Source organism: Altererythrobacter sp. Root672 (genome assembly GCF_001427865.1).
Taxonomy (GTDB): domain Bacteria; phylum Pseudomonadota; class Alphaproteobacteria; order Sphingomonadales; family Sphingomonadaceae; genus Croceibacterium_A.
On the sequence record NZ_LMHH01000001.1, the window covers coordinates 364,479 to 380,076 of the forward strand.

Sequence of the window (15,598 nt, forward strand, 5' to 3'; positions counted from 1 at the left end):
CGTTGGAGGCGAGGATTAAGAGGCCTCAGGCCCCCAACCGCCCGTCCGCATCAAAGCGCAGGTCGATTGGCACGTCGATCGTCGGCAAGCCCGGCTGTTCGCCGCGTTTGAGCGAGTAGACGAATGCCAGGACCGAGGCGAGGGCACCGTAGAGCTCTTCGCGGATGGTCTGGTTTTCGCGCGTGGTGAAATAGATCGAACGGGCGAGCTGCGGCAGCTCGATCATCGGTACGCCGAGTTCGAGCGCCAGTTCGCGCATCGCCATGGCCTTTTCGCCGCGGCCCTTGGCCAGCACGATCGGGGCCGAGGCTTTCGTTGGATCGTAAGTCATCGCCACGCTAAAGTGGGTCGGGTTGGTGAGGACGAACTGCGCATCGCGCATCGCCGGAGCGACGCCGCCCATGGCGATCTCGCGCTGGCGCTGGCGGCGCATCGCCTTCGCCTCGGGCGAGCCTTCGGCCTCCTTGTTTTCGTCGCGCATGTCCTGGTGGCTCATCTTGAGGCGCTGCATGCGGCGGATCCACTGGATCGGCACGTCGATCAGCGCGATCGCGACCAGGCCGGCGGCCAGCGCGAACAGCAGGCTGATGAGCGCCCCCCAGCCAGCCTGAAGCTGTTGAGACAGGTTGCCTTTGCCCATTCCGGCGATGGTTTCGAGCCAGCTGCTGCCCCAATAGAACGCGATAGCGCCGAGCAGGGCGATCTTGAGCAGGCCCTTGCCCATCTCGATCACCCCAGTGATGCCGAACATGCGCTTGAGGCCCGACAGCGGATTGATGCGCGAGCCCTTGAAGGCGATGTTGGAACCGACCCAGCGACCGTCGGAAAAGCCCAACTGCGAGACCACCGTGAGCAGTATGATCGGCACCGCCAGCGAGGCGAGCGGTGGGAACATCGACAGCAGCAGCGAGATGAGCGTCGACCCGACACTGAAGTTGTCGATCGCGTCTCGGTCGAACGTCAGCCCGCCACGTAGGGCTTCGGCCATGTCGCCGAGCAGCCACGGCCCGGCAAAGGCCAGCCACGCCGCACCGAACAGCATTACGGCCGCGGTCGAGAGTTCGCGCGAGCGGAGGACGTCGCCCTTGGTGGCGGCGTCGCGGCGGCGCTTCTCGGTTGGGGCAAAGGTCTTTTCGCCGGCGCTCTCGCTCATCGGATCAGGACTTCCTCGACTTGTTCGAGCGAGACCGCGGTGACACCGGCAAGTTGGTCATAGATCATCGGCGCGGCGAGGATCACCGCGGTGATCCCGGCAAGCACGCCCGCAGGCAGGCCAAGCGCGAAGAGATTAAGCGACGGTGCCGAGCGGCTGAGCACGCCGGTAAGGATCTGCACCAGCAGCAGCACCAGCGTCACCGGCAGGGCGATCCGGACAGCGGTCTCGAGCATGGTGCCGGTGAACGAGGCGATCAGCGCGAAGCGGTCTGCGCCGAGCCAGGTTTCTCCCGGTGGGAAGGCGTTGTAGCTTTCGACCACCAGGTGGATCCAGTGCAGGTGCGCGCCAGTCGCGAGGAAGATCAGCGTCAGCACGATGGTGAAGAACTGCCCGAAGGCAGTGGTCTGGCCGCCGCCACTGGGGTCGGCTGCCATGGCCATGCTCATGCCCATGCCACCGCCGATCAGCTCGGCAGCAACGACCGGCGCGGCAAAGGCGATCTGCAGCACGAAGCCGAGCGAGACGCCAACTAGCACTTCACCCATGACGGTGAGCAATCCCTGCACCGAGAACAGCGCTTCGGGGACCGGGATGCCGGGCATCCACACGGCGACGAACACCGCCACCGCCCCAGTCGCGCAAGTACGCACGGTCACCGGGATGATCGCCGCGCCGAAGATCGGCGCCGCCATCATTGCGGCTCCAATGCGAGTCATCAGGAAGACTACGCGCCAGAAGTCAGCTTCCAGGGCGCCGAAGCCGAAGTCGAGTGCGATCATTGGCCGATGCGGCTTATCTCAGCGAAGATTTCCTGCATGAAATCACCCAGCAGGGTCATCATCGACGCGCCGAAGATGACCAGCACGATAGCGATCGCGGCAAGCTTCGGGACAAAGGTGAGGGTCTGCTCGTTGACCGAGGTGGCGGCCTGGATCAGGCCGATCACGAGGCCGACCGCGAGACTGGCGAGGAGCACCGGCGCCGCGAGCAGCGCCGTCACCCACAGCATCCTGTCGGCGAGCGACAGCAGGTTCGAAAGGTCGTCCATGGCTAGACGAAGCTCGCCGCTAGCGAGCCCATCAGCAGGGCCCAGCCGTCGACCAGCACGAACAGCAAGAGCTTGAACGGCAGGGAGACGAGCATTGGCGACATCATCATCATGCCGAGCGACATCAAGACGCTGGAGACGACGAGGTCGATGACGAGGAACGGCAGGAACAGCATGAAGCCGATCTGAAACGCCGTCTTCAGCTCGCTGGTGACGAACGCCGGCAGCAGGATCGAGAACGGGACGTCGGCGGTCGACTGGAACTTCGGCGCCTTGGCCATGTCGGCGAACATCGCCAGGTCGGTCTTGCGGGTCTGGCGGATCATGAAGCCGTGAAATTCGGTACCGGCGGCGGCGATCGCCTGCTCGGCGTTGATCTGGCCGGCGGAGTAGGGCGCGAGCGCGTTGGCGTTCACCTTCTCCAGCGTCGGCGCCATGACGAATAGCGAGAGGAACAGCGACAGGCCGATCAGCACCTGGTTCGGCGGCGACTGCTGCAGGCCAAGCGCCTGGCGCAGGATCGCCAGCACGACGATGATGCGGGTGAAGCTGGTCATCATCAGGATCAGCGCCGGCAGGATCGTCAGCAGGCCCATGATCAGCAGCAGCTGGAGCGACATGCTCAGCGGCTCGCCGCCGGCTCCGGCCATGTTGCTGAAGGCGCGGTCAAGCGCGCCCGGCATCGCGGCCGATGCGGGCACTGCCTGCGCGACAGCGGCCTGGGCGTAGGCCAATTTCGGAAGGATCAGCGCGGCGAGCGCCGCGACAGAGGAGAGACGCTTCACGCTGCGGTCTCCACGACTTCGCGAGCCGGCGCTTCGGCCAGGCGGGTGAGGCCGTTGCGAGAGGTCGAGACGAGGATCTCGCGTCCATGGAATTCGATCACCGCCAGGCGCATCGTGGGGGAGAGCATGGTCGTCTCCACGATCCGCACAGCGCGGGTGCCACCACCTTGCGGGCCACCGAACTTGCCCTGCAGGCGCTGGGTCAGCTTGAGGCTGCCCCAGATCATCCCGCCGATCAGCGGCAGGAGCAGGAACAGCTTGAGGATATACCAACCCACTGGGATTACCCTTCGAGGCCGGGCTGGGTCGATCCGACCAGCTCGAGGATGCGCAGGCCAAAGCGGTTGCCTTCGGCCACAACTTCGCCGCGGGCGATGAGCTTGCCGTTGACCTTAACGTCGAGCGGCTCGTCGACCAGGCGGTCGAGCATGACCACGCTTTCCTCGCCAAGGGCCAGGACGTCGCGCAAGTGCAGGTCGGTCCGGCCGAGCTCTACAGTCAGGCGGACATCGATGTCCTGGATCAGGCCAAAGCCCGGAGCTTGGAATGTCACTGTGGGTCCTTTCGGGTAAACATCGTCGTGGTCAGTTGCAGGGCAGCCCGGTCTTCGAACTCACCCACAGTACCCCTTGCAATGATCGTGCCACCCACGCGCAGCGGGACGGCGCGAGCGACCGGGATCGGAATTGTCAGGCCCGGAGCGAAGGCCGCGAGGCGGCTCAGCGGGATGCGCATTTCGGCGAGAACGGCCTCGAGCGACAATGGAACGCTGGCGAAAGGATCGTCGAGCGGGCCAGCCTTGCGGCGTTCGCGGCGCTTGGGCGAGGACGGCGCAGCGACGATCGAGGGCAGGGTTTCCTCCTTCGTCGCCACCGTTATCGTCCACGGCTTCGAGCTGCCGTCGTCGATTTCAAGGGCCAGCACTACGAGCGCTTCCGCCTTACGGTAGGGGGAAATCGTCGAGTACGAGCTATCGCGCTGGGCAATCGTCAGCGGCCCGAGGTCGGTAACCAATTGGCCGAGCGCCTCGGTAACCATTTTCTCCAGGCGCTGGGCGAGGAGGTCGGCCGAGAGGGGCAGGACCTTGGGCAAAGCTTCGGTGATTTCTCCCGTGCCGCCGAACGTCCGGTCGAGCTGGGCGAGGATCGCCGCGCCGTCGATCGAAAGGAGCAGGCGGTGCGAGCCTTCTTCCGGTCCGAGGAGAGAATTTGCCGCTAGCGGCAAAATCTTGCCGGCCAGTTCGCCGCCATTCATCCGGACGGCGCTCTCCACGCGCACTTCAGGAGCCTTGCCGCCCGAGAAGGCCGCGAGGGACGGAGCGATCGCCCGAGCGAGGCGTTCGCCCAGCCGCCCGAACTCGGGCAGCAGGTCGACTTCCTCGCCACGCTGACGGAACAGCGCCTCGCAATGACTTACGGCAAGGCCTGCCGCTTTGAGGGTGCGTTCGGGCTTCATTGGACGATGAAGGTAAGGAAGTGGACGTTGTCGACGCCGCCGAAGCCTTCGGCCTTTAGCAGCACGTCGTTGATCGCGGCGGTGAGGCGCTTCTGCAGCGCGGCCTTGCCTTGCGGGGTCTCGACTTCCTCAGCGCTGGCGTTGGCAATCTCCACCAGCAGGCGCGACCTGATCGCGAGCTGGTGTTCACCCAGCCACATCAGCACCCGCCCGTCATAGCGCGTCGAAGCGGCGAGGCTCAGCTGCACCAGGCCGTCGGAGTTGCGCAGGTTGGAAGTGAACTCTTCCGGGAACCGGTAATAGGCCGTGCGGTACTTGCTGCCGCCGTCGCCATAGACCAGCTCGGCCCCGCCTTCCTCTCCCTTGGCGGGAGCGGGGGCGTAGGGATCTTCGTCGCCCTTGCGCACGAGCTTGGGCTTGTTGTCCTCTTCACCATGGGCCCCACCGATCACGCCGGTCTGGACCAAGGCGAAGGCACCGCCGCCGCCAGCCGCAATGAGGACGATTCCCAGGCCGATCATTAGGATCATGCCCTTGCCCTTCTTCGGCTTCTCTTCACTGGTCTTCTTGCTGCTCATCGTATTCCTCGAATTTCCGGAGGTTGGGGCGTTCAGGCGAAAGTGCCGGAGCGGGATTCGGATTGGGCGTGGTCGTCACGCTGGCGGGTGCCTTCCCGGCGGCCCTGGGTGTTGCGTTCGCTCTGGGAGCGGGCCTCGCTGCCCGAGCCGGCATTGGCGCCGCGATCCATTGGGTTATCGCGATGCTGGGTGCCGGAACGTGAGGCGGCGTTGTCCTGGTTGCCGGCGGTCGCGCTATCGGCCTGGACCGCTGCGGCGACTGCGCGCTTCAGGTCGGGGTCCGATCCGGCCAGCTCGACCGACAGGTGGCCATGCACGGTCTGCTCGATGCGGATCGAGACTTCGCCGAAGTCGGCGTGGTCGATGTCGAGCGTTGCTTGTGCCGGCATCAGCGCTTCGCGCGCGGCGACCAACCGATCGAGCGTGGCACCGATGTCGACGGCATTCGCATTGTGCAGCGACGTAACGTGGCCGGCGGCGTGGTGGGTCGAGGTAGAGGGCGCGTCGGGCGAAGCCGTCGAGAACTGCGGCGCCAGCTGCTGCACGACCGGCGCTTCGGCACGGCCCGTCAGGGCTGCGGTCGCTGATTTGGTCGGGGCGGTGGCCACGGGTTCAGCGGTCTCCGCCACAGGAGCCTCGGCAGTGGCCTGGCTATCGGCGCGAACCGTGATCGAGATTTCAGCGGGCGCCGCGCGGCGGTCCTGCTTTGTGGCGGGTTGCTGCAGAGCGGCGAGGGCGTCGGTACCAGCAGGCACCGGCATCGGCGGGCTGGCAGGCGAGGCTGACTTGGCTGGAGCTGCCGACGCTTCTCCGGCTTCGGCTGCCGCCGGCAATGCCGGGACGGGGAGGCCCGCGAGGAGAAGCTGCATCATCTCGGGCGTCAGGGCGATAGGCGCGTCCTTTGCGTCGGTATCGGCCGCAGCGAGGTCACCCTCAGCCTCGCCTTCCGGCAAAGTCGGCAACATGCCCGGCAAAAACTTGCCGCCGGCAATTGCCGGACCGGCAACGGGAAGGGCGAGGGCCTGTTCTTCCGTTGCGGCCGGATCGGCGGCCTTGTCACCGGAAATGGCAAGCCCGGAGAGCGTGGAGAGGAGGTCGCCGAAGCTGGGGCCATCCTCGGATACGCCTTGCGTTAACCCGCTTTTCTTACCGCCGGCTATCGCCTGCAGCGCGGAGAGAAGGGTCGACGATGAAGAAGCAGTAGAGAGCATAGTCTTGGCCGTTCACCATTGTTTGCTCTTTACGTTTCAAGTTCCGTGCCAGTTTGCCTCGTGGTCGATAGGACAGGCCGATTGTTGCGCTCGTCGAGCAGCCGGGCGAGGCCACGACGCTGTTCTTCGGCGCGCTTCTGGCGGCGGTCGGCGGAGGCGAGATCGGCCAGGCGCGCGTCGGCTTCCTTCTGCGCGTGGTCCGCTTGCTTGGCGGCGGTAATGCCGAGCGCGTGCAACTGCGCCGAGAGCATCACAACGCCGCGCAATTCGTCCCCATCCGCCACGGTCGAGCGCGCGGAATAGGCCTGCCCGAGGCGCATCGTTCGTTCGGAGATGCCGGCGAGACGCGCGCGCCGGGCTTCGGCCTCGTAGGCGTCGGCCGCGACCTTGCGCTTTTCGGCGGTGCGGACGCGTTCGATCAGCTTGGCGCGCTTGAGGCGCCCGCGATCAGCCATCATGGCCGATCAGCCGCGACAGGTCTGTGAGGGAGGTGTCGAGCGGAACCAGATCTCCGGTCGGCTGGGTGAGGAACTTGGTCAGGTCGCCGTGCATGGCGATGGCCTGGTCGACCAGCGGATCAGCGCCAGGGCGATAGGCGCCCATCAACACGAGATCGCGGTTGGTTTCATAAGCGGAGCTCAACGCGCGGAAGCGGCGCGCGAGTTCGGCGTGCTCCGGCGGCACGATGTCGTTCATCACGCGGCTTAGTGAAGCGGCGACGTCGATCGCCGGATACTGGCCGCGCTGGGCCAGGTCGCGCGAAAGCACGATGTGGCCATCGAGGATTGAACGGGCGGTGTCGACCACTGGATCGTTGTGATCGTCGCCATCGGCAAGGACCGAATAGAGCCCGGTAATCGAGCCGCCACTCTCCGCCGAGTTGCCCGCGCGCTCGACCAACTTGGTGATCGTGGCGAGGGCCGAAGGGGGATAGCCGCGCGCGGCACCTGGCTCTCCCAAGAGGAGGCCGATTTCGCGGGCCGCGTGGGCGATGCGGGTCAGGCTGTCGATGATCAGCAGGACGCGCTTTCCCGAGTTACGGAAGTGCTCGGCCAGCGAGGTGGCGAGCAGGGCTCCGCGCAGGCGCAAGTTAGGCGCATGGTCGGCGGGTACGGCGACAACCGCGGTGCGGCCGGCCTTCTCGCCATGCATGTGGCGTTCGACGAAATCGGACACTTCGCGGGCGCGTTCGCCGATCAGGCCAACCACGACCACGTCGGCTTCGGCTCCGCGTGCGATCATGTCGATCAGGACGGACTTGCCGACTCCCGATCCGGCCATGATGCCGACACGTTGTCCGACGCCGAGCGTCATCAGGCCGTTGATGGCGCGGATGCCGATATCGAAAGGCTCTTTCACGCTGGCGCGATCGAGCGCGCCGGTCCGGACGCCTCCCGCGGGCCAGTCCAACCTGCTGCGCAGCGCCGGTCCACCGTCGATCGGCTTTCCTTCACCGTCGACCGCACGGCCGAGATAGGCGGGGCCGACGGGCAACATGCCTGGCGAGCCTTCAGGACGGACGCGAGCGCCAGGACGCAGCAGGACGACGTCGCCAAGCAAGGTCATCATGGTGCGGCCGTTGCGAAAACCGATCGTTTCGGCGGTGAGGGCCGAACCCTTGCCGTCGTCGATGCGGCATAGCGCGCCCACCGGCACCGAAAGTCCGCTCACCTCGATCAGGCCGCCATCGCAGGCGGTGACAAGACCATAGCGGTGCGGCCGGAGGTCGACCGAAGTGTCAGCGAAATCGCCGAGAACGGCGTCGACCTGGCTCAACATTCGCGGAACGCCTCAAGCAGCATCCGGCGCCAATGCGCGGGGCCGTCCTCGATTCCGCCGTCGGCGGTTTCGATCCGCAGTCCGCCACGCTCGACGCTGGGATCGCCCTGGACCTTGAGGTCCTTGGGCAGGCGCTGGCGCACGAGTTCAAGGTCGTCGGGATTGAGCAGCACGAGCTTCTCATCCTGGGCTCGCTGCAACATCGAGACCGCTTTCTCGGTTCTTTTGGCCAAACCCTCGGGATCGATGGCCAGCGGGATCACCGCTGCCTCGCACAGGGCATGGACCGTCTGGCGCAGACGCTCGGTCAGATCAGCGGAGGAGCGCTGATCGAACAGGGCGAAGGCCAGCTCGATCTTCTGTCGTGCCGCTTCGCGCTCAGCATCGAGCCGCTCCGCCTCGATTGCCGCAGCCGCTGCGCCTTCGCGCAAGCCGCGTTCGTAAGCCTCAACGACCGGATCCGGCGGGGCTTCGCCCTGGACCACCGGGGCTTCGCCGAACAGGACGGAAAAGCGGGGGTCACGAGCGAAAACGGCGGGACGGGCAAATTCCTCGAACGACATGCTAGACATATTCGTCTCCGCCCTCGCCGAGCGAGATCGTGCCTTCGGCGGCGAGACGCTTGGCCGTCGCGATGACGGACTGCTGCGCTGTGAGCGCATCGGCCTTCTTCACCCGGCCGCGCGCCTCGATTTCGTCGCGCACACCGTCGGCCGCACGGGCAGACATCGCCGCGAAGAACGGCTCGCGCTCTTCGTCCGCGATACCCTTGAGCGCGTCGATCAGCACTTCGTTCTCGATCTCGCGCAGCAGCTGACCCATCGTCTTGGCGTCGAGCTTGAACAGGTGTTCGAACTTGAACATCTCGTTCTCGAGCTCCTTGGCGAGCTTTTTGTCGATCTTGTTGATCTCCGGCATCACGCGCTTTTCGACGGCCTTGGCCGCGGCGTTGATGATCTCCGCCGCCTCGCGCACGCCGCCCATCGAGAGCGGGACACGGCCGTGGTTGGTGGAAATGCGGGTCGAGAGCATCTCTTCGAGCATGACCAGGGCTTCAGGCGCGATCGGGTCGAGCCTGGCGACGCGCTGGATCACCGGCGCCTGCACGGCCTCCGGCAAACCGGCGAGCACCTGGGCCGCGACCTGTGGATCGAGCTGGAGCAACAGGACCGCAATGGCCTGGGGATGCTCTTCCTCGATCAGCGAGATGATCACGTCGGCATTGAGCCAGCGGGCGAGTTCGAGAGTCGGGCTCTGCTGCTGACCGGCGTCCGGGGCGATGCGGCGCATCAGGCTGTTGGCCTTGAGCTCGCCGACCGCTCCGGTCATGATCCGGCGCACGTCTTCCGAGCGGTCCTGAGCCGGGAGGCCCCCTTGCGAGGCGCTTTCGGCAAAGCCCGCCAGGGCGTCGGTGATGGCTGCGGGACCGAGCTCGCCGAGGCCGAACATCTTCGACCCCAACTGCTGCAGTTCTTCCGGCGAAAGCCGTGAGAGCAGGCCGGCCGCGTCTTCTTCTTCGAGCAACATGACCAGGATCGCCGCGCGCTCAGCGTCGGGCAGTCTGTCCAGAACGTCCTCGCTCATCGGGCTGCCTCCGCGTCAGGCCGATTTCCGGCCAGCATTCTCTTCAGTGCCAGCACGGCGTCATCGGGCTTTTCCCGTACGATGCGCCGGGCGAGATCGATCTGCGCGGCGAGCTTCTCGCGCTCGGACTCTTCTTCGGCTGGAGCGGCGAGGGCCGCCACTTTGCCCGCCGGAGCCAACGCTGTGGTTTCTCCTTCGGCACCTTCCTCGTCGCGAGCCTTGGCCTTGCCGGTCAGCGCTTTCATCAGCGGGCGAACCGCCAGCAGCAGGACCAGTAGCACGACGACCAACGCCACGCCGTTGCGCAGGATCATGGCGAACCACGAGGTCTCCCAGAACGGCAGGGCGTCGGCATCCATCACTTCGAACGGACGGACCATGACCGCGACCTGATCGCCACGGGTGGGGTCGATACCGACGGCGGCGCCGATCAGCTGCTCGAGCTTCTTCATCTCGGCGGCGTTGGTGCCCTTCATCGCTTCCTTGCTCAGGGCGACTGCCACCGTCAGGCGGCGAATGTTGCCCGGCGCGTTGTTCGACACGGCGACTTCGCGGCCCAGCTCATAGGTACGGGTCGCACTGCTTTCGCCAGTCGTCGGATTGGCCGGCTGCGGGACAGTGCCCAAGGGCGCGCCCGGCTGCACTTGCGTCGGCGGCGGCGGGGAGTTCGACAGCACGCCCGGAACGCCAACGGCGCCCGAGCCGACGGTTTGGCTCTGCTGTTCGGTTTCCCGGCGGACCGAGCCGTCCTTGTCATAGCTTTCGCGGGCCGAGGTGACCTCGTTCATGTCGAGATCGACCTGAATCTCGCTCGAGAAGTTGCCTTCGCCGAGCATCGGCGTCAGCAGCTGCGCGACTTGGGCGCGCAGCTTGTCTTCCATGCGCGACTGCAGGTTGAGGCGGTCGGACTTCTCGCTGGTCGGGTCTGACAGCAAGCGCCCATGTTGGTCGGCGATCCGTACAGCATCGACCGCGAGGCCTGGTACCGAAGCGGCCACGAGATTGGCGATGGCGGTAACCTGGCTGTCGGCCAATTGCCGGCCCGGCGCCATCCGCAACATGACCGAGGCGGTCGGCGGCGCATCGTCGCGCACGAATACCGAGCGCTCCGGCCGGGCGAGGTGGACCCGCACGGCTTCGACGCCATCGATTTCCGCAATCGTAAGTGTCAGTTCGCGCTCCTGCGCAGCACGCAGGCGATCGCCTTCGAGCGTGCGGCTGGCGCCCATCGGCAGGGAGTCGAGCATTTCGGCCCCGCTCTGCGGCATCGCCAGCGCGTTCTCCGACGCGACGAGCATGCGTGCCTTGTAGAGATCGCCCTCGGCGACAGTGAGGGCACCGGTGGCGTTGTCGATGGTGTAGCCGATCGAAGCCTTGTCGAGCGCTTCGACGACCCCAGCCCGTTCGCTATCGCCGAGCGAGGCATAGAGTACCCGCTGCGGCGGCGTTGAAAACGCGGCCCAGGCAACGGCGACGAGACCAATGGCGGCCACCCCGGCGAACCAGGGTAGGGCCTTCCTTACGGGCGGCTGGGCGACGAACGCGCTGACGCGGTCCATCGTCCCGAGCGAGGGATTGCGCAGCGGATCGAGCAGCGACTGCGGTCGCGCCGCTCCGCCTCCCGCGCCTGCTGGAATAAGGTCGCTCATCTAATCAAACCCCCATCCGCATGATGTCCTGGTACGCGGACAGCAGCTTGTTTCTGACCTGCAAGGTCGCTTCGAATGCGACGCCGGCTTCCTGGCGGGCGAGCATGACCTTCGCGATGTCGGTCACTTCGCCGCGTTCGTAGCCTTCGCTCAGTTCCGAGGCGTTCTTCTGCGTGGCGTTCACACCGTCGAGCGCGGTCTTCAGAGTATCCGCGAACCCGCCACCAGCGGGGGTGGATTCCTGCGGAGCCTCTGCCTGCCGGGTCCGATGCAGTTCCTGCAGCAGGCTCGATCGGTCGATGATCTGTTGGCGCATGGCAATAATCTGGGCGACCGAGCCGCCACTGCCGATGCTATTGATAACGCTCATCGACTGGCTCCCATGGCAAGGCCGGCATCACGGAAAGAGGCAAGGCGATAGCGCAGCGTGCGCTCGCTGATGCCGAGTTGGCGAGCTGCTTCGGCCCTGCGGCCGCCGCAAGCATTAAGGGTGTCCATGATCGCGCGAGCTTCGGAGATCTGGACGATCTTCGACAGCTTCTCGCCCGAGCCTGCTTCATCCTCTTCCATCGCGGCGGGCTGGGTGACCAGGCGCACCGGACGGTCGAACACGATGTGCTCGGGCTGGATCATCGGCTGGCCGGCAGCCAGGATCTGGGCGCGGCGCATGACGTTCTCGAGTTCGCGCACGTTGCCCGGCCAGCCATGACCGCGCAGCGCGGCGAGGGCGGCGTCGCTGATCCACGGAGCCGGAGCACCGTCGGGCGAGTGACGCAGGAGCAGGGCGAAGGCGAGCGGGGCGATATCCGCCGGACGCTCGCGCAGCGGCGAAAGGCTCATCGGGAAGACGTTGAGGCGGTAGTAAAGGTCGGCGCGGAACCGGCCTTCCTCGACTTCGAGCGGCAAGTCGCGGTTGGCGGCGGCGACGATGCGTACATCGACCTTCACCGGCCTGGTCGCGCCGACCGGGATCACTTCGCTTTCCTGCAAGGCGCGCAGGAGCTTGGCCTGCAGCTGCAGCGGCATTTCGGCGATTTCGTCGAGGAACAGCGTGCCACCGTCGGCGGCGCGGAAGAAACCTTCGCTCGACGAGTTGGCGCCGGTGAAGGCGCCCTTCTGGTGGCCGAACAGCAGCGCTTCGATCATCGTTTCCGGGATCGCGGCGCAGTTAACCGCAATGAACGGCTTGTCGCGACGATTGCTGCGGTTGTGGATGAAGCGCGAAAGGACTTCCTTGCCGGTTCCGGTCGGACCGTTGATCAGCACCGGGATGTCGGTGTTTGCCAGCCGGTCGGCCATGGCCAGCACCGAAAGCGTGGTCGGATCCGCGGCCACCGGTTCGTTACGGCCTGCGAGCAGGGCGACGAGCGCGGCGAAAGACGCTTCCGTGTTGGGATCGTCGTAAGCCAGGCGCGCCCGGGTTGCCGTGCGGCTGAGGCCGCAACGATCGCTGCGCGATACACTTACAGTAGAGGCGCGATCCGCCAGCAGCCGCTCGCTGTCATCCCCGACAGTGAGTGAACGGCCCGGAAACAGCGATGCCGCCATTCCCGCAATCCGTGCCGCAAGGGCCGGATGATTTTTTTTGAACGCCTCGGATGTTTCCAACGTTCCCACTTCGAATACCCCCTGAACCGGTAACTCTTGAGACGCTTTTGGGGCGGGGACGTGAAAAGTATGGCTAATTATAGGTGACGTATAAATGCGTAAGTATGTTTACGTATTTTTGCCGGAATACGGATAGCGGGGATCTGCCGCGCGACCCCGCCAGAACAGGCGAATTAACTTTCTTGAAGAAATTTTTGAGGGCGCGGAAAAATTTTGCCGAAATCCGCCGCCGGTTTGCGGGAGCAGTTAAGGGTTCGTGAGAGCGGGCGCTGCGAGCGGCATAAGGGGCGAACTCTCAACCCTTCCCGCAGGCGCGAGGGAGACCCCGGCACCACCCTTGCAATGACCTTTCTGAAAAGCCGGGCTTAAATTCCGCACCCCTCCTGCCGGTCTTGTCCATGGCTGCCGCTGCCAACGAACTTTCCACGGCAGCGCACTGAAGACTTGGGACCGTATCGAAGGAGTTTTACAATGTCCGTCATCAACACCAACACCAGCGCGCTGCGCGCTGCCACCGCTTCGAACAAGGCCGACAAGGCCCTGGGCACCGCCATGGAGCGTCTGTCGACCGGCAAGCGCATCAACAGCGCCAAGGACGACGCCGCCGGCCTCGCCATCAGCAACTCGATGACCTCGCAGGTCCGCGGCATGAACCAGGCCGTTCGCAACGCGAACGACGGTATCTCGCTCGCTCAGACCGCTGAAGGCGCTCTGCAAGAAGTTACCAACATGCTGCAGCGCGTTCGCGAGCTGTCGGTTCAGTCGGCTTCGGGCATCTACAACGACGCCACCGACCGCGCTTACATGAACAAGGAAGTCACCGAGCTGAGCTCGCAGATCACCAGCATTCTGGCTGACACCGAGTTCAACGGCGTTAAGGTCCTTGCGGCCGGCGCTGGCGACACGTTCGACATTCAGACCGGTTCGAACAACGGCGACACCGTCACCCTCACGGTTGACGCGATCACGGTCGGCACGCTCGACGTTTCGACGGCCGCTCTCTCGAACACCACAATCGACAACGTCGACGACGCGCTTGACGATGTTAACGGTGCCCGCGCCACGCTCGGTGCCGGTCAGAGCCGCCTTGAATCGGTGGTCAACAACCTGACCAACAACGTCAACAACCTGTCGGACGCCCGTTCGCGGATCGAAGACACCGACTACTCGGCTGAAACCACCGCGCTCGCCAAGGCCCAGATCCTGAGCCAGGCTTCGACCGCGATGCTGTCGCAGGCGAACCAGAGCCAGCAGAACGTTCTCTCGCTGCTGCGCTAATAATACCGGACTTCACAGTCCCTAAGCCGGGCCCGGCGCTCCTCGTGAGCGCCGGGCTTTTCTTGTTGGTGTGTCAGTAGGTTGAGATAGCCGCGCGGGATGGCTTGGGTAGTTGCCGCCCTGAGAATCCGGGTTTGTGCCAATGTCCCGGATGGCTCGACGGCCTAGCCTCTTCGGTCTTCGAGGAGGCATGCCGTGACCGATACCGCGCTTTCCAGCCCGACTGCGCTGAAGCTCAGCGACCAGCAGATCAGCGACGCCTACATTTACCTTCTGGGGCGGCTGCTCATCACTCGCCAGCAGCAGGTGGACTTCGATAGCGAAGGGTTCGTCTGGAACGAGCTGATCCACCGCAAGCCGGGGCAGGTGGACTGGCCCAACCCCAATCTCGACGTTGCCTACTCCGAAGCCTGGGTGGCGATCGACGAGGCCAGCTACCTTCTGGTGACGGTCCCCAAGATCGAGGGCCGCTATTATGTCGTCGAGTTCCTCGACGGCTGGGGCGAGACCGTCGCCAATATCAACGAGCGGGTCTATCCCGATCACCCCAACGGACAGTTTGCCGTTTGCCTGGCGGGCGCCAACGTTAACGTTCCCGCCGGCGTCCAGCGCGTCGACGTGCCGGTGAAGACCATGCGCGTGCTGCTGCGGGTCGAGCTCGGGCCGAACTGGGACGAGGCGATCGCGCTCCAGCACCAGTTCAAGTTCGAGATCCAGGGTAGCCCGAAACTCCCCGAAATTCCGCGCACGGTCATGTTCGACATGGCCGGGTTGCCTGGGGTGGAGGTGTTCGACTCCGCAGAGTTGGCGTTGCAGGAGAAGGACTCCGGCACGAATATGGAGCCGCTCCAGGCCAACGTCCGTGCGATAGCAGAAGCGATCAAGGATCCCGCCGAGCGTGCGCGTATCGACCAGGTGGTGCGGCAAAAAGGGCAGGGCGATTTCGCGGCTGCGGCGCCGATCATCGGGCGCGGCGCGATCAAGAACGGCTGGGCTAGGCCCGCATGCTGCGGACATTGGGGCAACGATTGGCTGACGCGCACGACCGTCAATTACGGTGGCATCTGGGCCAATGTGTTCGAGGAAGTGATCTATTATCGCGGCGCTCTGGACAGCACCGGGGCCGACCTTGAAGCGGACGGTTCCTACACGTTAACTTTTCCAGCGGACGATTTGCCCTCCAAGTACGCGAAGTACTTCTGGTCGGTGATCGCAGTCGACCGGTCGCACCGCCGAGTGCTCCCCAATCCGCTCAATCGGTTCCTGCTGAACAAGGAATCCCACCTCACTTATGGCGAGGATGGCTCGCTCACGCTCTACTTCGCGCCGGACCAACCGGCCGACGCCCCCGAGGGCAACTGGTTGCCGACCAAGGGCAAACCGTGGAGCCTCACGTTCCGCTTCTACGGCCCTCGCGGCGGGGTGGCGGACGGCAGTTATTATCCGCCGCCGCTCATCAAACGTTGA

At 65.2% G+C, this 15,598-nt stretch carries 18 protein-coding genes; 2 read left to right on the top strand and 16 right to left on the bottom strand.

Going from position 1 to position 15,598, the window contains the following annotated elements:
* Positions 1-25: 25 nt before the first annotated feature.
* The 16 genes from ASD76_RS01735 to ASD76_RS01810 are packed head-to-tail and all read right to left on the bottom strand — an operon-like array spanning position 26 to position 12,793.
* Positions 26-1,153: a flagellar biosynthesis protein FlhB gene (locus ASD76_RS01735; RefSeq protein ID WP_055917605.1), complete on the bottom strand. Its 1,128-nt coding sequence runs from the start codon at positions 1,151-1,153 to the stop codon at positions 26-28.
* Entirely contained in the window at positions 1,150-1,935 is a 786-nt protein-coding gene (gene fliR, locus ASD76_RS01740; RefSeq protein ID WP_055917607.1) for a flagellar biosynthetic protein FliR, read from the bottom strand. The genes ASD76_RS01735 and fliR overlap by 4 nt, the downstream gene beginning before the upstream one ends.
* Positions 1,932-2,204 carry a flagellar biosynthesis protein FliQ gene (fliQ, locus tag ASD76_RS01745; RefSeq protein WP_055917610.1) on the bottom strand — a complete coding sequence of 91 codons (273 nt, stop codon included), beginning with the start codon at positions 2,202-2,204 and terminating at the stop codon, positions 1,932-1,934. Before fliQ ends, fliR begins: the two co-directional genes overlap by 4 nt.
* 2 nt (positions 2,205-2,206) lie before the next feature.
* The gene (fliP, locus tag ASD76_RS01750; RefSeq protein WP_055917613.1) at positions 2,207-2,989 is read right to left on the bottom strand and encodes a flagellar type III secretion system pore protein FliP; all 783 of its coding nucleotides are present in this window, start codon (positions 2,987-2,989) and stop codon (positions 2,207-2,209) included.
* Positions 2,986-3,267 (bottom strand): flagellar biosynthetic protein FliO, encoded by a 282-nt coding sequence (locus tag ASD76_RS01755; RefSeq protein ID WP_055917614.1) that lies wholly within the window; start codon positions 3,265-3,267, stop codon positions 2,986-2,988. The genes fliP and ASD76_RS01755 overlap by 4 nt, the downstream gene beginning before the upstream one ends.
* Before the next feature lie 5 nt (positions 3,268-3,272).
* Positions 3,273-3,542 carry a flagellar motor switch protein FliN gene (gene fliN, locus ASD76_RS01760; protein ID WP_055917617.1) on the bottom strand — a complete coding sequence of 90 codons (270 nt, stop codon included), beginning with the start codon at positions 3,540-3,542 and terminating at the stop codon, positions 3,273-3,275.
* Positions 3,539-4,444, bottom strand: coding sequence for a flagellar motor switch protein FliM (locus ASD76_RS01765; RefSeq protein WP_055917620.1), 906 nt, complete (start codon positions 4,442-4,444; stop codon positions 3,539-3,541). The genes fliN and ASD76_RS01765 overlap by 4 nt, the downstream gene beginning before the upstream one ends.
* Entirely contained in the window at positions 4,441-5,022 is a 582-nt protein-coding gene (gene fliL, locus ASD76_RS01770) for a flagellar basal body-associated protein FliL (protein WP_055917621.1), read from the bottom strand. The genes ASD76_RS01765 and fliL overlap by 4 nt, the downstream gene beginning before the upstream one ends.
* Positions 5,023-5,054: 32 nt before the next feature.
* Positions 5,055-6,233 carry a hypothetical protein gene (locus ASD76_RS01775; protein WP_055917628.1) on the bottom strand — a complete coding sequence of 393 codons (1,179 nt, stop codon included), beginning with the start codon at positions 6,231-6,233 and terminating at the stop codon, positions 5,055-5,057.
* Between the two features lie 29 nt (positions 6,234-6,262).
* Positions 6,263-6,688, bottom strand: coding sequence for a hypothetical protein (locus tag ASD76_RS01780; RefSeq protein WP_156457507.1), 426 nt, complete (start codon positions 6,686-6,688; stop codon positions 6,263-6,265).
* Positions 6,681-8,012 (bottom strand): FliI/YscN family ATPase, encoded by a 1,332-nt coding sequence (locus ASD76_RS01785; protein WP_055917634.1) that lies wholly within the window; start codon positions 8,010-8,012, stop codon positions 6,681-6,683. The genes ASD76_RS01780 and ASD76_RS01785 overlap by 8 nt, the downstream gene beginning before the upstream one ends.
* Positions 8,006-8,584 carry a FliH/SctL family protein gene (locus ASD76_RS01790; protein ID WP_162249629.1) on the bottom strand — a complete coding sequence of 193 codons (579 nt, stop codon included), beginning with the start codon at positions 8,582-8,584 and terminating at the stop codon, positions 8,006-8,008. The genes ASD76_RS01785 and ASD76_RS01790 overlap by 7 nt, the downstream gene beginning before the upstream one ends.
* Positions 8,577-9,596, bottom strand: coding sequence for a flagellar motor switch protein FliG (locus ASD76_RS01795; protein WP_055917640.1), 1,020 nt, complete (start codon positions 9,594-9,596; stop codon positions 8,577-8,579). Before ASD76_RS01795 ends, ASD76_RS01790 begins: the two co-directional genes overlap by 8 nt.
* Positions 9,593-11,245 (bottom strand): flagellar basal-body MS-ring/collar protein FliF, encoded by a 1,653-nt coding sequence (gene fliF / locus ASD76_RS01800; RefSeq protein WP_055917643.1) that lies wholly within the window; start codon positions 11,243-11,245, stop codon positions 9,593-9,595. Before fliF ends, ASD76_RS01795 begins: the two co-directional genes overlap by 4 nt.
* A 4-nt stretch (positions 11,246-11,249) precedes the next feature.
* The gene (gene fliE / locus ASD76_RS01805) at positions 11,250-11,615 is read right to left on the bottom strand and encodes a flagellar hook-basal body complex protein FliE (protein WP_055917646.1); all 366 of its coding nucleotides are present in this window, start codon (positions 11,613-11,615) and stop codon (positions 11,250-11,252) included.
* Positions 11,612-12,793, bottom strand: a complete 1,182-nt coding sequence (locus ASD76_RS01810) for a sigma-54 interaction domain-containing protein (RefSeq protein WP_082553553.1) — start codon at positions 12,791-12,793, stop codon at positions 11,612-11,614. Before ASD76_RS01810 ends, fliE begins: the two co-directional genes overlap by 4 nt.
* Positions 12,794-13,324: 531 nt before the next feature.
* Here ASD76_RS01810 and ASD76_RS01815 point away from each other — a divergent pair.
* Positions 13,325-14,131 (top strand): flagellin, encoded by an 807-nt coding sequence (locus ASD76_RS01815; protein ID WP_055917652.1) that lies wholly within the window; start codon positions 13,325-13,327, stop codon positions 14,129-14,131.
* Between the two features lie 195 nt (positions 14,132-14,326).
* Entirely contained in the window at positions 14,327-15,598 is a 1,272-nt protein-coding gene (locus ASD76_RS01820) for a DUF1214 domain-containing protein (protein ID WP_055917655.1), read from the top strand.

Excerpts from the sequence above, each read along its gene's own strand:
- ASD76_RS01735 (WP_055917605.1), bottom strand. The coding sequence starts at position 1,153 with ATGAGCGAGAGCGCCGGCGAAAAGACCTTTGCCCCAACCGAGAAGCGC.
- fliR (WP_055917607.1), bottom strand. The coding sequence starts at position 1,935 with ATGATCGCACTCGACTTCGGCTTCGGCGCCCTGGAAGCTGACTTCTGG.
- fliQ (WP_055917610.1), bottom strand. The coding sequence starts at position 2,204 with ATGGACGACCTTTCGAACCTGCTGTCGCTCGCCGACAGGATGCTGTGG.
- ASD76_RS01765 (WP_055917620.1), bottom strand. The coding sequence starts at position 4,444 with ATGAAGCCCGAACGCACCCTCAAAGCGGCAGGCCTTGCCGTAAGTCAT.
- fliL (WP_055917621.1), bottom strand. The coding sequence starts at position 5,022 with ATGAGCAGCAAGAAGACCAGTGAAGAGAAGCCGAAGAAGGGCAAGGGC.
- ASD76_RS01775 (WP_055917628.1), bottom strand. The coding sequence starts at position 6,233 with ATGCTCTCTACTGCTTCTTCATCGTCGACCCTTCTCTCCGCGCTGCAG.
- ASD76_RS01780 (WP_156457507.1), bottom strand. The coding sequence starts at position 6,688 with ATGGCTGATCGCGGGCGCCTCAAGCGCGCCAAGCTGATCGAACGCGTC.
- ASD76_RS01785 (WP_055917634.1), bottom strand. The coding sequence starts at position 8,012 with ATGTTGAGCCAGGTCGACGCCGTTCTCGGCGATTTCGCTGACACTTCG.
- ASD76_RS01790 (WP_162249629.1), bottom strand. The coding sequence starts at position 8,584 with ATGTCTAGCATGTCGTTCGAGGAATTTGCCCGTCCCGCCGTTTTCGCT.
- ASD76_RS01795 (WP_055917640.1), bottom strand. The coding sequence starts at position 9,596 with ATGAGCGAGGACGTTCTGGACAGACTGCCCGACGCTGAGCGCGCGGCG.
- fliF (WP_055917643.1), bottom strand. The coding sequence starts at position 11,245 with ATGAGCGACCTTATTCCAGCAGGCGCGGGAGGCGGAGCGGCGCGACCG.
- fliE (WP_055917646.1), bottom strand. The coding sequence starts at position 11,615 with ATGAGCGTTATCAATAGCATCGGCAGTGGCGGCTCGGTCGCCCAGATT.
- ASD76_RS01810 (WP_082553553.1), bottom strand. The coding sequence starts at position 12,793 with ATGGCGGCATCGCTGTTTCCGGGCCGTTCACTCACTGTCGGGGATGAC.
- ASD76_RS01815 (WP_055917652.1), top strand. The coding sequence starts at position 13,325 with ATGTCCGTCATCAACACCAACACCAGCGCGCTGCGCGCTGCCACCGCT.